The organism is Pseudomonas sp. Soil_N_39, from assembly GCF_057655955.1.
In genome coordinates this window covers 359,411-373,993 of sequence record NZ_JBDGLI010000001.1, presented here as the reverse complement: position 1 = coordinate 373,993, position 14,583 = coordinate 359,411, and the positions used below count along the sequence as shown (strand labels likewise).

8 protein-coding genes are annotated in these 14,583 nt (G+C 62.4%); 6 read left to right on the top strand and 2 right to left on the bottom strand.

The annotated features are described in order from the left end of the window. The first annotated feature begins 91 nt into the window (after positions 1–91). Entirely contained in the window at positions 92–1,912 is a 1,821-nt protein-coding gene (typA, locus tag AC3A5O_RS01515; RefSeq protein WP_003186725.1) for a translational GTPase TypA, read from the top strand. A gap of 224 nt (positions 1,913–2,136) precedes the next feature. On the opposite strand, the gene AC3A5O_RS01510 is transcribed toward typA, so the two are convergent. Further along, on the bottom strand, positions 2,137–2,574 hold the full coding sequence (locus AC3A5O_RS01510; protein ID WP_003196865.1) for a YkgJ family cysteine cluster protein: 438 nt from the start codon (positions 2,572–2,574) through the stop codon (positions 2,137–2,139). Between the two features lie 253 nt (positions 2,575–2,827). Between AC3A5O_RS01510 and AC3A5O_RS01505 the strand changes: the two genes are divergently transcribed. The 5 genes from AC3A5O_RS01505 to AC3A5O_RS01485 all read left to right on the top strand — a co-directional run bounded on the left by AC3A5O_RS01505 (position 2,828) and on the right by AC3A5O_RS01485 (position 12,436). Continuing rightward, positions 2,828–5,278, top strand: a complete 2,451-nt coding sequence (locus tag AC3A5O_RS01505) for a glycogen/starch/alpha-glucan phosphorylase (RefSeq protein ID WP_122565259.1) — start codon at positions 2,828–2,830, stop codon at positions 5,276–5,278. A 319-nt stretch (positions 5,279–5,597) separates the two neighbouring features. Continuing rightward, positions 5,598–9,221, top strand: a complete 3,624-nt coding sequence (locus AC3A5O_RS01500; RefSeq protein ID WP_487752779.1) for a DUF2339 domain-containing protein — start codon at positions 5,598–5,600, stop codon at positions 9,219–9,221. After that, positions 9,218–10,591, top strand: coding sequence for a DUF3999 domain-containing protein (locus AC3A5O_RS01495; protein ID WP_305469309.1), 1,374 nt, complete (start codon positions 9,218–9,220; stop codon positions 10,589–10,591). Before AC3A5O_RS01500 ends, AC3A5O_RS01495 begins: the two co-directional genes overlap by 4 nt. Before the next feature lie 235 nt (positions 10,592–10,826). Beyond that, entirely contained in the window at positions 10,827–11,837 is a 1,011-nt protein-coding gene (locus AC3A5O_RS01490; protein ID WP_018607993.1) for a class 1 fructose-bisphosphatase, read from the top strand. A gap of 2 nt (positions 11,838–11,839) precedes the next feature. Further along, the gene (locus AC3A5O_RS01485; RefSeq protein WP_487752778.1) at positions 11,840–12,436 is read left to right on the top strand and encodes a DUF924 family protein; all 597 of its coding nucleotides are present in this window, start codon (positions 11,840–11,842) and stop codon (positions 12,434–12,436) included. Positions 12,437–12,559: 123 nt separating this feature from the next. On the opposite strand, the gene AC3A5O_RS01480 is transcribed toward AC3A5O_RS01485, so the two are convergent. Continuing rightward, on the bottom strand, positions 12,560–14,452 hold the full coding sequence (locus tag AC3A5O_RS01480) for a methyl-accepting chemotaxis protein (protein ID WP_305469312.1): 1,893 nt from the start codon (positions 14,450–14,452) through the stop codon (positions 12,560–12,562). Between the last annotated feature and the right edge of the window lie 131 nt (positions 14,453–14,583).

Genomic DNA, 14,583 nt, shown 5'->3' with positions numbered 1-14,583 from the left:
CCGCCGACAGGCTGTAACGGCTTTGTCGGACTCAACGTAAATCGCTGCCACGACCTGTCAGCACACCGAATCCTCTGATCGAGATACACAAGTGATCGAAAATCTACGCAACATCGCCATCATTGCTCACGTTGACCATGGTAAGACCACCCTGGTAGACAAACTCTTGCGTCAATCCGGCACCCTGGAGCGCAACGAGCTCAACGACGAGCGCGTGATGGACTCCAACGACCAGGAAAAAGAGCGCGGTATTACCATCCTGGCGAAAAACACCGCCATCAACTGGAACGGCTACCACATCAACATCGTGGACACCCCGGGCCACGCCGACTTCGGTGGTGAAGTAGAGCGCGTGATGTCGATGGTCGACTCCGTGCTGCTGCTGGTTGACGCTCAAGACGGCCCTATGCCGCAAACCCGTTTCGTGACCAAGAAGGCTTTCGAAGCCGGCCTGCGTCCGATCGTGGTCATCAACAAGGTTGACCGTCCAGGCGCGCGTCCGGATTGGGTTCTGGACCAGATCTTCGACCTGTTCGACAACCTGGGTGCCACCGAAGAACAGCTGGACTTCAAAGTCGTCTACGCCTCGGCCCTGAACGGTATTGCCGGTCTGGACCACACCGCCATGGCTGAAGACATGACTCCGCTGTACCAGTCGATCGTCGACGACGTACCGGCGCCGAAAGTCGACCGTGACGGTCCGTTCCAGATGCAGATCTCGGCACTGGACTACAACAGCTTCCTGGGTGTGATCGGCGTTGGTCGTATCGCCCGTGGTCGCATCAAGCCGAACACCCCGGTGGTCGCCATCGACGCCGACGGCAAGAAGCGCAACGGTCGTATCCTCAAGCTGATGGGTCACCACGGCCTGCACCGCATCGACGTTGAAGAAGCAGCGGCCGGCGACATCGTCTGCATCAGCGGCTTCGAGCAACTGTTCATCTCCGACACCCTGTGCGACCCACTGAACGTCGAAGCGATGAAGCCGTTGACCGTCGACGAGCCAACCGTTTCCATGACCTTCCAGGTCAACGACTCGCCATTCTGCGGTAAAGAAGGCAAGTTCGTGACCAGCCGTAACATCAAGGAACGCCTGGACAAAGAGCTGCTCTACAACGTTGCCCTGCGCGTTGAAGAAGGCGACTCGGCCGACAAGTTCAAGGTTTCCGGCCGTGGTGAGCTGCACCTCTCGGTACTGATCGAAACCATGCGTCGCGAAGGCTTCGAAATGGGCGTAGGTCGTCCTGAAGTGATCATCCGCATGGTGGATGGCGTCAAGCACGAACCGTACGAAAACGTGACCATCGACCTGCCGGAAGAATCCCAGGGCGCGATCATGGAGCAAATGGGCCTGCGTAAAGGCGACCTGACCAACATGGTTCCGGATGGCAAGGGCCGTGTGCGCCTTGAGTACAACATCCCGGCCCGTGGCCTGATCGGTTTCCGTAACGAGTTCCTGACCCTGACCTCCGGTGGCGGCATCCTGACTTCGATCTTCGATCGTTACGACGTGATGAAGTCCGGCGACATGTCTGGCCGTCAGAACGGCGTCCTGGTATCGGTTGCCACCGGCAAGGCCCTGACCTACTCGCTGGAAACCCTGCAAGCGCGCGGCAAGCTGTTCGTCGAGCACGGCCAGGATATCTACGAAGGTCAAATCGTCGGTCTGAACAGCCGCGACAACGACCTGGGCGTGAACCCGACCAAAGGCAAGAAGCTCGACAACATGCGTGCTTCGGGCAAGGACGAAACCATCGCCCTGGTTCCGCCGGTCAAGTTCACCCTGGAACAAGCGCTGGAGTTCGTGCAGGAAGACGAACTGTGTGAAGTGACGCCTAAGTCGATCCGCCTGCGTAAGAAAATCCTTGGCGAAAGCGAGCGTACCCGCGCTGCCAAGAAAAGCGGCAACTGAGTTTCGACTTAGTTAGCGGCTGAAAAAAACGCCCCTGATTGTGAGATCAGGGGCGTTTTTTATGCTTGGAAGTTATGTGGTGTCTGTCAGGGCCCTATCGCGAGCAAGCTCGCTCCCACAGTTGATTTTCAGCGGATACAGATTTTGTGTCCGACATACATCTACTGTGGGAGCGAGCTTGCTCGCGATGGCGATGGTTCAGGCACCGCTGAACCATCTGTAGATCAGAATTTGTCCAACGTCCGCGGATTGCGCTCGCGCTCCACTTCCTTGGGCTTGTAGGCACAATACCCCGGCCGCGGTCCAACCCGCGGATGGTTGCGGCAGGTGTCCGGACGTTTCTCGTAAATGGTGCACAACCGGCTCTTGCGGTCCAGATAAAGGCAATCGTTGTTGCTCATGCGCTGGAGCGTGAAGATTTCCGACTTCTGGTTGTAGCGCTCGACGATCCCTTCCTTTTGCAGGCGCTTGGCGATGTTCTTCGGCGGGTCGCCCAGTTCGAACTCATCGACGATACCGATGCGGATCAGGTCCTTGATCTTGACCTCCACCGGCAGCGTGCAGCAGCTCGACACGCAGGAACCGCACATCGGGGCGGAGTACTTGGCCCAGGTATCGAGTCGGTCGATCTCCGCGGCGGCGATCAGGTTGGGCTTCATCATCACGGTTTACCAGCATGCATCAGGGCGCGCGATCATACCGGGACTGGTGAAATTTTGAACGACCATCTGCCGGTTTTTTTTCATCCCGGCAAAAACGCTCCAGGACCGGCACGCCCCCTGCATTCATTCGTCCATATGGCAGTTCCCTGGCGACGATTCTCCGGCGCGGTGGAAAAACCACCGAACCTGCGCCTGTACCGCCTGTCAGACCGACTAGGCTCAGACAATTCCATGCTCGTTCGAGGTCTCATCAATGACTCAAGAACCACTTGTTCGCGAAGCCGAAGTCGCTGCTTTTCGCGATGCTGTGTTGACCAAACTCACTTATGCCGTCGGCAAGGACCCCGATCATGCGTTTGATCACGATTGGTTCGAAGCTATTGCCCTGGCCGCCCGCGACCACATGGTCGAACACTGGATGGACCACACGCGGCAGATCTACCGCAAGGGCCAGAAGCGCGTCTATTACCTCTCCCTGGAATTCCTCATCGGTCGCTTGCTCTACGACAGCCTGAGCAACCTCGGCCTGCTGGACACCGCCCGTGAAGCCCTGACCGAGCTGGGCGTGGACCTGGAGCGCATCCGCCTGCTCGAGCCGGATGCGGCGTTGGGCAACGGTGGCCTTGGCCGCTTGGCGGCGTGCTTCATGGAAAGCATGTCGACCCTGGGCATCGCCGGTCATGGCTACGGGATTCGTTATGAGCACGGCCTGTTCCGCCAAGCGATTGTCGATGGCTGGCAGCAGGAGCAGACCGAGCACTGGCTGGACTTCGGCAACCCTTGGGAGTTCGAGCGCCCGGAAGTGGTCTACCCGATCGGCTTTGGCGGCAGCGTCGAAACCGTGACCGACGACACTGGCAAGACTCGGCAAGTCTGGTCCCCGGGCGAAACCGTGCGAGCCATCGCCTATGACACCCCGGTGGTGGGCTGGCGCGGTGCCAGCGTCAATACCCTGCGCCTATGGCGCGCCCGAGCCGTGGAAGACCTGCACCTGGAGCGCTTCAATGCCGGCGACCACCTGGGCGCGGTAGCGGAGGTGGCCCGGGCTGAAAGTATTTCCCGCGTGCTGTACCCGGCCGACAGCACCGAGGCCGGCCAGGAACTGCGCCTGCGCCAGGAATATTTCTTCGTCGCCGCCTCGTTGCAGGACTTGCTGCGCCGCCATCGCAACATGCACACCTCGGTGCTGACCCTGGGCGATCACGCGGCGATCCAGCTTAACGACACGCACCCGTCCATTGCCGTGGCCGAGCTGATGCGCCAATTGGTGGACGTCTACGACGTGGCCTGGGACGCGGCCTGGCAGATCACCCAGGACACGCTGTCCTACACCAACCACACGCTGCTGCCCGAAGCCCTGGAAACCTGGCCGGTGGGGCTGATGGAGCGCATGTTGCCCCGGCACATGCAGATCATCTACCTGATCAACGCCCAGCATATCGATTCGCTGCGGGCCAAGGGCGTGCACGATTTCGACGTGCTGCGCTCGGTGTCGCTGATCGAAGAGGACAACGGCCGCCGGGTGCGCATGGGTAACCTGGCGTTCCTCGGTTCCCACAGCGTCAACGGTGTGTCCGGATTGCATACCCAACTGATGCGCAGCACGGTGTTCTCCGAGTTGCACAAACTCTATCCGGATCGGATCAACAACAAGACCAACGGCATCACCTTCCGCCGCTGGTTGTTCCAGGCCAACGCCGAATTGACCTCGATGATGGTCGACGCCCTCGGCCCGAGCGTGCTCGACAACCCCGAGGAGCGCCTGATCGAATTGGAACCGTTTGCCGACAAACCGGCGTTTCGCAAGGCGTTCGCCGAGCAGCGGCTGCACAGCAAGAAAGCCCTGGCTTATCTGATCCACGAGCGACTGGGCATCGCCGTCAACCCGGCGGCGATGTTCGACGTGCAGGTCAAGCGGATCCACGAGTACAAGCGCCAGTTGCTCAATCTGATGCACACCGTGGCACTGTATCAGGCGATTCGTGCCGAACCGGAAGTGGATTGGGTGCCGCGGGTGAAGATCTTCGCCGGCAAGGCCGCCGCCAGTTATCACCAGGCCAAGCTGATCATCAAGCTGACCAACGACATCGCCCGGGTGGTGAACAACGACCCCACCGTGCGTGGTTTGCTCAAAGTGGTGTTCCTGCCCAACTACAACGTCAGCCTGGCCGAAAGCATCATCCCGGCGGCGGACTTGTCGGAGCAGATTTCCACGGCCGGTTTCGAAGCGTCGGGCACCAGCAACATGAAGTTCGGCCTCAACGGCGCGCTGACCATCGGCACCATGGACGGCGCCAACGTGGAGATGCATGAGCGTATCGGTGGCGAACACATGTTCATCTTCGGCCTGACCGCCGAGCAGGTGGAGGCGCGCAAGCAAAACGGAGAGTTCAGCGCCGCGCCGGACATCGCCGCGTCCCATCGCCTCAACGATGTGTTGCAGGCGATTCGTGGCGGGGTGTTCTCGCCGGATGATCCGATGCGCTACGCCGGGCTTGTGGATTCGTTGGTGGACTACGACCGCTTCCTGGTGTGCGCCGACTTCGACTCGTACTGGAACGCCCAGGCCAAGGTCGAAGAGCGTTGGCACGACTCCAAGCAGTGGTGGCGTTCGGCGGTACTGAATACCGCGCGCATGGGCTGGTTCTCCTCGGACCGGACCATCCGTGAATACGCCACCGACATCTGGAAAGCCCTGGAGTAGCATTTGCTGTAAGAAATGTGAGCGAAGCCCAACGGCGGTTGGGCTTCGTCGATATACTAGGCGCCAGTTTCGCCGGGTTGTGTGGCCGGACTCAGTAAATGGCAGCGCCAACATTCCAATGTGGGAGCGAGTTGTGTGGGAGCAAGGCTTGCCCGCGATGAAAACGCCGCGGTCTCTTGAGGACCGCAGCGCCTGGATCGCGAGCAAGCTTTTCTCCCACACAGCCCGCTCCCACAGGGTTTGGGGGTTTCCACTAGACTGATCCAGGCACCGCATCACCCCGGTTACGCCCGCAACGGGCCGCTTAGGGATATCGACCATGCAATGGATCTTGACGTTGTTGGGCCTGGCACTCGGCTGGGTGGTGGACGAGTCGTTCGCCGATGCGCTGATAGGCGCACTGGTGGGGCTTGGCATCGCCCAGGCGTTTCGATTGGGGCGCCTGGGGGTCCAAGCGGCCAAGCAACAGATCTTGTTGCAAGAGGCCCAGCAGAGCTTGCTCACGTTGGAGGCCCGTCTGGCGGTGCTCGAGCGCGGTCAGGTGGCCGAACCGCCTGATCCGGCACTAGCGCCCGAGGTTGTCGTGCCCCAGGCCGCGCAGCCCGCAACGCGCACCGAACCGGAGCTCGTCTGGGAATTGCCGCCAGACCTCGAACCCGCTCCCGCGATGGCCACCCAGGCCAGCCAGCCGTTGCCCGATGACATTTGGAAGCCCGCGCCAGAGACGTCCAGTCAGCGTGCCCACCGCGACTTTGCCCCTCTGCCGCTGGAGCCGATGGTGGCGGAGCCGGCGGCCCCCCGTGGTCCGAATCTGTTCGACCGCGCCATTATCGGTGCGCGCAACTGGCTGTTCGGCGGCAACACCGTGCTGCGAGTCGGCGTGGTGCTGTTGTTCCTCGGCCTGGCGTTCCTGCTGCGCTATGCCACCGAAGGCATGGTGGTGCCGATCGAGTTGCGTTACGCCGGCGTCGCGGCCAGCGCCTTGGGCCTGCTGGGCCTGGGTTGGTGGCTGCGCAACCGCAACAGTAATTATGCGTTGATGCTCCAGGGTACCGGGATCGCCGTGTTGTACCTGACCGTGTTCGCCGCCATGCGCCTGCATCCATTGCTAGATTCCAAGGCCGCCCTTGGCTTGCTGGTAGCGGTGACGGTGTTCTCGGCGATCCTGGCGGTGACCCAGAATGCCCTCGGCCTGGCTGCTGCGGCGGCACTGGGCGGGTTCGCCGCACCGATCCTGACCTCCACCGGCAGCGGCAACCACGTCGCGCTGTTCAGCTATTTCATCCTGCTCAATGCCGGCATCCTCGCGATTGCCTGGTTCAAGGCCTGGCGCCTGCTCAACCTGATCGGTTTTGTCGGCACCTTCGGCATCGGTTTCGCCTGGGGCCTGCGTTCCTACGTGCCGGAACTGCTCTGGAGCACCGAGCCGTTCCTGATTCTGTTCTTCCTCATTTACCTGGCGATCGGCTTGCTGTTCACCCGCCGCAAGCTGTTGGAAATGGGCGATGCTCCCGAGGACGGCAGCCGCGAGGCGCTGCTGCGCTGGTCGGCGCGCAAGGGCGATTACGTGGACGGCAGCATGCTGTTCGGTCCGCCGTTGGTGGGCTTCGGCTTGCAGTTCGCGTTGGTGCAGCACCTGGAGTTCTCCGCCGCCTTCAGCGCCCTGGCCCTGGGCATGATCTACATGGGCCTGGCGCGGCTATTGATGGGCGGCCGCGCCCTGCTGTTGGCGGAAACCTGCCTGGCCCTGGGGGTGATTTTTGCCAGCCTGGCGATCCCCTTGGGGCTCGACGCCCGTTGGACCGCGGCGGCCTGGGCCGTGGAGGGCGCGGGGATCTTCTGGCTGGGCCTGCGCCAGCAGCGTCCATTCGCCCGGGCCTTTGCCTTGCTGCTGCAATTGGGCTCGGCGGTGGCGTTCATCAGCGAGTTGCGCAGCGGCGACGGTAGCCTGCTCGATGGTTCACCGCTGGGAGCGTTGATGCTCGGCGGCGCCTTGCTGTTCACCTTCTACCAACTGCACAAGGCTGAGCCTGAGCACTGCGCACATTGGGAGCGCCAAGGCCAGCCGGTGCTGGCTGTGCTGGGGTTGAGTTTCCTCTATCTGCTGGCACCGCTGTTCTTCCTCACCCACGGCACCGCCATCGCCTGGGCCCTGGCCGGTTTGGCGACGCTGTTCGTTGGCTTGCGCCTGCAATCGCGCAGCTTCCTGTTCACGGCGTTCGCGGTGCAATTGCTCGGCGGTGCGCTATTCCTGTTGCGCTTGCAAGGCGCCGAAGGCGATTCGGCGGCGGTGTTCAGCGCGGGCTGGAGCGGTTTGCTCAGTGCTTCGCTGATCGGCCTGGCGTTGATCGGCGGCATGTTGCTGGCGGCGCGCGACGACATGGTGCGCAACGATGTCCGGTTGCTGCGCGGCTTGTCGGTGGTGTTGTTGGCGGGGCTGGTGCTGATCAACCTCGCGGTGCTGTTCGTCCTGCCGTGGCAAACGGCGAGCGGTGTATGGGCGGCCAGCGGCCTGTTGATCATCTGGCTGAGCCTGTACCTGAAACAACGCGTGAGCTTTGTCTTCGGCCTGCTGTTGCAACTGCTGGGCGGTGCGGCGTTCCTGACGGCGGGGCCGACGCTGCTGGGGCCGCTCAATGCCGAAGATCTGCGGCCCCTGGCCCATAGCGGCTTCTGGACGCCGCTGGTGCTGGGGTTGGCGGCGCTGGTGGGCGCATGGCGCCTGCAACGGGCGCACGCGGCGCAGGAACTGGAGGCCTTGAGCTTGCAGCGCCTGTCCGAGCTGTTGCTGGTCTGGGGGGCGGGTTGGTGGGCGTTGGCGTGGGTCAGCGAAGTGCTGCGCTTTGCCCCGGCGAACCTGCAAGGCAGTTGGCTGCTGATGGTCGCGGCGATCAGTGTGGCGGTGTGGACGGTCTTGGCGCTGCGGTTGAAATGGCCGGCGCTGGGGTTGCTGTGCACGTTGTTGATTCCGGCGGCGGGCTGTGTGCTGGTGGCAACGGGGCACAGCTACTATCACCCGGCCGCGAATTTCGGCTGGCTGGCCTGGCTGGCGGTATTCGGCGTGCATTTCCTCTCCCTCAAGCACTTGGCGCCGACGCTGCCGGCCCAGGCGCGCAGTACGGCCCACGTGCTCGGTTGCTGGTTGCTGATGGCGGTGTTGATGCTGGAATTGCGTTACGGCCTGCTGTTGCTGTCCGAGCAGTACAACGCCTGGCGCTGGTTGGCCTGGGCGATCCTGCCGAGCCTGTACCTGGTGCTGATGGCAGCGCCGCGTGCCTGGCCATGGCCGGTTTCGGCACAGCCCCGGGAATACCGTGTCTATGCGGCGGCACCCATGGCACTGCTGATGCTCGGTTGGTTCTGGCTGACCAACACCTTCAGCGATGGCACCGCCGAGCCACTGCCTTACGTGCCGTTGCTCAACCCCTTGGAGCTGGGCCTGCTGTTCGCCTTGTTCGGTGTCTATGTGTGGGCCCGCAACGCCGTGGCGCAATCGACGAGCCGATGGAGTCGCGTTGGACACATCGCCCAATTGATCGCCGGTGTGTCGCTGTTCGCGTTCTTCACCGCGCTGGTGATGCGCACTGCCCACCAGTGGATGGGGGTGCCGTTCGAGCTGGATGCGCTACTTGAATCCATGTTCGTGCAGGCCGGCTTGTCCATTGTCTGGACCCTGATCGCCCTGGGCCTGATGATCGGTGGGCATCTGCGCCATCGCCGTGAAGTGTGGCTGATCGGTGCGGCGTTGATCGCCGTGGTCGTGGCCAAACTGTTCTTTGTCGAATTGAGTAACCGTGGCGGTCTGGCGCGGATTGTTTCGTTTATCGGCGTAGGCGTGTTGCTGCTGGTCGTGGGCTATTTTGCGCCGCTGCCGCCCAAGCGCCCGGAGACGGTCGCCCAGGATGAGCCGCCTATGCCTGTCAGTGAGGGAGTGTCATCTTGAGTCGCAAGTTGAATCGGATCGGGCTGGGCGTGGTCGGATTGTGGGTGGCGTTGTCGGCTACGGCCCAGGAACAACCGGCGGATTTCGCCCATCAGGTGCCGTTGGCTTTGAGCGGCGAAGGGCCGTGGTATCGCCTCGCGTTGCCACTGGACGTTCAGCTGCAAGCGCGGCAGACCGACCTGAGCGACCTGCGGGTCTTCAACGCGGCCGGGCAGGCCCAGGCTTATGCGTTGGTGCGCGAGTCGGCCCAGAGCCGGGAAAACCGTACCCTCACCGACGTGAAGTGGTTCCCGCTGTACAACGCCGCCGATGACAACGAGCGCGCGCCCAGTGTGCGAGTGCAATCGAATGCCAACGGCACACTGGTGGAAGTCCAACCCTCCAGCCGGCTCGAAGCAGGGGAAGAGGAGTTGCGTGGCTGGTTGCTGGATGCCAGCGCGATCAAGGCGCCGCTGCAGCAGTTGATTCTCGACTGGACCAGCGAACGCGATGGCTTCCAGCGGTTCACCATCGAGGCCAGTGACGACTTGCAGCACTGGCAGTCATGGGGCGAAGGCCAGGTGGCGCGTCTGACCTTTGCCGATGAGCGGGTCGAGCAGCATGAAGTGAGCCTGCCGGGGCAGCCGGCACGTTACCTGCGGCTGTTGTGGGATTCGCCGTCCTCCGCGCCGGTGCTGACCTCGGCCCAGTTGCAAAGCGCCAGCCGCGAAAACCTGCCGTTGCCGCTGGCCTGGTCCAAGCCTTTGGCTGGCAGCACCACGAAGGCCGGTGAATACACCTGGCAGTTGCCCATGGGGCTGAACATCGAGCAAGTGCAGGTCGAACTGAGCCAGGCCAACAGCCTGGCACCGGTAACGCTGGCCGGGCGCCGGGAAAGCAGCCAGCCGTGGCAGCCGTTGGGCAGTGGTTTGCTCTATCGCCTGACCCAGAACGGCCAGGATGTGCTGCAAAACCAATTGCAACTGTCCGGCCAGACCGTTCAGCAATTGAAACTGACGGTGGATGAGCGTGGTGGTGGTCTGGGGAGCGAAGCCCCGGCCCTGCGCTTTGCCGTGCGCCCGACCCAGGTGGTGTTCCTGGCGCGCGGCGAAGGGCCCTACAGTCTGGCGCTCGGCAGCGCGACGGTCAAAGCGGCAAACTTGCCATTGAGCACGCTGGTGCCCGATTACAAGCCGTCACGCCTGGCGACGCTGGGCACTGCGACGGTGAACGGGTTGGCAACCACCTCGACACCGGCTAGCGCCGCCACCCCCGCGACCGACGATACCAACTGGAAGAAAATCGGCCTGTGGGCGGTGTTGTTGCTCAGTGTGCTGTTCCTCGCGGCGATGGCGTTCAGCCTGTTGCGCAAGCCGCCGGTCAAGAATTGAGGTGTGCTCATCGCGAGCAAGCTCGCTCCCACAATAGACCGCGTTCGTCGAAACAGCTCGGTCAACTGTGGGAGCGAGCTTGCTCGCGATGGCGTCCTCCCAATCAACAGAAATACCCAAGCGAGCCCCCACCCCGTGAACTCAATCCTCCATATCCCGTCTCATAGGAGGAATTAAGTCCCGACTCGCGCTAAACTGCGCTGGTTTTTCCGCCCCCTATTCTTCGGAGCCGTCCATGTCCCGCGTTACCTTGAGTCGCTATTTGATTGAGCAGACCCGCAGCAACAATACCCCTGCCGATCTGCGCTTTTTGATCGAAGTGGTGGCGCGTGCGTGCAAGGAGATCAGCCACGCCGTCTCCAAAGGCGCGCTGGGTGGTGTCCTGGGCAGCATGGGCACCGAAAACGTGCAGGGCGAAGTGCAGAAGAAGCTCGACGTGCTGTCCAACGAAATCCTGCTCGAAGCCAACGAGTGGGGCGGTCACTTGGCCGGCATGGCGTCCGAGGAAATGGACAATGCCTACCAGATCCCGGGCAAATACCCCAAGGGTGCCTACCTGCTGGTGTTCGACCCGCTGGACGGTTCGTCGAACATCGACATCAACGCGCCGGTCGGCACCATCTTCTCGGTACTGCGCTGCCCGAACGAGTACCTGAGCCAGAACGAAGCCCTGAATGAAAAGGCCTTCTTGCAGCCAGGCACCGAGCAGGTCGCCGCCGGTTATGCCATCTACGGCCCTCAGACCATGTTGGTGCTGACCCTGGGCGACGGCGTCAAAGGCTTCACCCTGGACCGCGAGATGGGCAGCTTCGTCCTGACCCACGAAGACATCACCATTCCTGAAACCACCCAGGAATTCGCCATCAACATGTCCAACCAGCGTCACTGGGAAGCCCCGGTAAAACGCTACGTCGAAGAATTGCTGGCGGGCGAAGAAGGCCCACTGAAGAAGAACTACAACATGCGCTGGGTCGCTGCGATGGTTGCCGACGTGCACCGGATCCTGACCCGTGGCGGCCTGTTCATGTACCCGCGCGACAGCCGCGAGCCGTCCAAGCCGGGCAAGCTGCGCCTGATGTACGAAGCCAACCCGATGTCGTTCCTGGTGGAGCAGGCAGGCGGCGCTTCCACCGACGGTCACCAACGCATCCTCGATATCAAGCCTGAAGGCCTGCACCAGCGCGTGGCGGTGTTCCTCGGTTCGAAAGAAGAAGTGGCGCGCGCCACGGCCTATCACAAGGAGTAATCATGGCCGAGCCCTGGCAGGCGTTGCTCGATTGGTGGTTTGGTTCAGCCGAAACACCGGACGAAATAGCCGCTGACAAGGGCAAGCTGTGGTTTGGCAAAGGCCATGATCGCCAGGCGCGAGAGCGCTTCGGCGATCAGGTCGAGCAGGCACTGGCCGGCGGATTGACCGAGTGGGCGCAACGCCCGGAAGGTTGGCTGGCCCTGGTGCTGCTACTCGACCAACTCCCGCGAATGATCTTTCGCAACACCCCTAAAAGCTTTTCCGGCGACCTGCGTGCCCAAGCGCTGGTAGCCCAGGGCCTGGCGGCGGGGTTCGACGGGCAACTCAAACCGATCCAGCGGATATTCATCTACCTCGTACTCGAACACTGCGAAAACCTCGCGGTGCAGAACGAAGCCGTGTCGCGGTTTATCGACCTGGTCCGAGAGCAGCCTGAGGCGCAGCGGGCGGTGTTTGAAGACAACCTGGATTATGCCGAACGGCATCAGAAGATCATTGCCCGGTTTGGACGCTTTCCCCATCGCAATGCGGTGTTGGGGCGCGAGTCCACGGCTGATGAGCTGGAGTTTTTGAGCAGGCCTGGGTCCAGGTTCTGAGTTTTCTGCGCGTCTGATGCCGCTATCGCGAGCAAGCTCGCTCCCACAGTTGACCGAGTTCCGTCAGGGAAATCTGATCAACTGTGGGAGCGAGCTTGCTCGCGATGGGGCCCCTTCCAGGCGCTAGATCCGGAAACTGCCCACCAACTGCTTCAATCGCGCCGCCTGCTGCTCGAGGTCGGCACAGGCGCGCAAGGTGGCTTGCAGGTTTTCCACGCCTTCCTGGTTAAGGGTATTGATCTCGGTGATGTCGACGTTGATCGACTCCACCACGGCGGTCTGTTCTTCGGTGGCGGTCGCCACGGACTGGTTCATGCCGTCGATTTCACCGATACGCTGGGTCACGCTGCCCAGTCGTTCGCCGGCCTGGTTGGCGATGCCGACGCTGCTTTCGCTCTGGCGCTGGCTGTCGGTCATGGTCAGTACCGCTTCCCGTGCGCCGACTTGCAGTTCTTCGATCATCTTCTGCACTTGCTGCGCCGAATCCTGGGTGCGGTGGGCCAGGTTGCGCACTTCATCGGCCACCACCGCGAAGCCGCGCCCGGCTTCACCGGCCCGGGCTGCTTCGATGGCGGCGTTCAGGGCGAGCAGGTTGGTCTGCTGGGAAATGCTGGTGATCACCTCAAGAATCTGGCCGATGTTCACCGTGTTGCTGTTCAGGGTTTCGATGTTGCCACACGAATCGCTGATCTTGGCCGACAACTGCTGCATGGCCGCGATGGTTTTATCCACCACTTGCTGACCGTCTTCGGCCAGGCTGCGGGCATCGCTGGAATGTTGCGAGGCGAGGGCGGCGTTCTGGGCGATTTCCTGGGCGGCGGCGCCAAGCTGGTTGATGGCCGCGGCCACGCTGCTGGTGCGCGATGCCTGCTGGTCGGAGTTGAACATCGACGAGTTGGACGCACTGACCACGCGCAAGGCGACTTCGTTGACCTGTCCGGTGGCCGAGGCCACTTCGCGGATCGAGGTGTGAATGCGCTCGACAAAACGGTTGAACGACGTGCCCAGTGCGCCGAATTCGTCCTGGCCGTGGATGACCAGGCGGCGGGTCAGGTCGCCTTCGCCTTCGGCGATGTCATGCATGGCACGGCCCATGGTCAGCAGCGGCTGCATCAGCACGCGGATCAACATGCCCAGCAGGGCGATGATGAACACCACGGCGATGACCATGGCGATCAGTGCCGATGTACGGAACTCACTGAGCATCGCCAGCGCGGTGTCCTTGTCGAGCACCAGCGCCACGTACCAATCGGCGCCCGGCACGCCGTTGACGCGGGTGAAGGAGATGAATTGGGTCTTGCCGTCGAGATCGACTTCCTTCACGCCCGGGCTGATTTGCGGTGCGCCGTTGGGGTAGGCCTCGGCCAAGGTCTTGAGCACTCGCTTGCTGTCGGGGTGGATCAGGATCTTGCCGTCGGCGCTGACGATGAACGCGTGGCCGTGGCCGCCGAAGTTCAGCGAGTTGATGATGGCGCTGACGCTGGACAGGTCGATGTCCGCACCGGCCACGCCGATCATCTGGTTCTGGCGCTGTACCGGTGTGGCGACGGTGATCACCAGCTTGCCCGACGAGGCGGCGATGTAGGGCTCGGTGACAATGGTTTGCTGTGCGCTGTTGGCGGCCTTGTACCAGCCACGGGCGCGCGGGTCGTAGTCGGCGGCGCGATTGCCGGCCGGTACCGAGAACATCACGCCGTCGGTGCCGCCGAAATAGCTGAGCTGGAAGTTGCCGGTGTAGGCCGGCAGGCCCACGGCGCGCTTGAGGCTGTCGGCACTGCTGCCGTCCACGGCGATCTGCTGGGCCAGCGATTGCAGCAATTGGATACGGCCGTCGACCCACGTCTGGATGTTGCGGCTGGTCAGGCTGCCGAGCTCCTGCATGGAGGTCTCGGTGCTGGCGTGCAGGCTCTGGCGTTGACGATAGTCGTTGAACAGGATGAAACAGGCGAATGCAACGGCCACCACGAGGGCGGCAGCCAGCAGGATTTTATGGCTGAATTTCATGTTTCTGGTCATTAATAACACTACCGCGGAGGGACGGGTCAGGAAGGGCTGTCAATTTGCCATAGCGCAGGGTTTTGCGCTGTTACTTTTTATCGGCGCAGAAGCCCGGCCCATCAGGCGTCAGGGCGTCAATCCCGACGAAA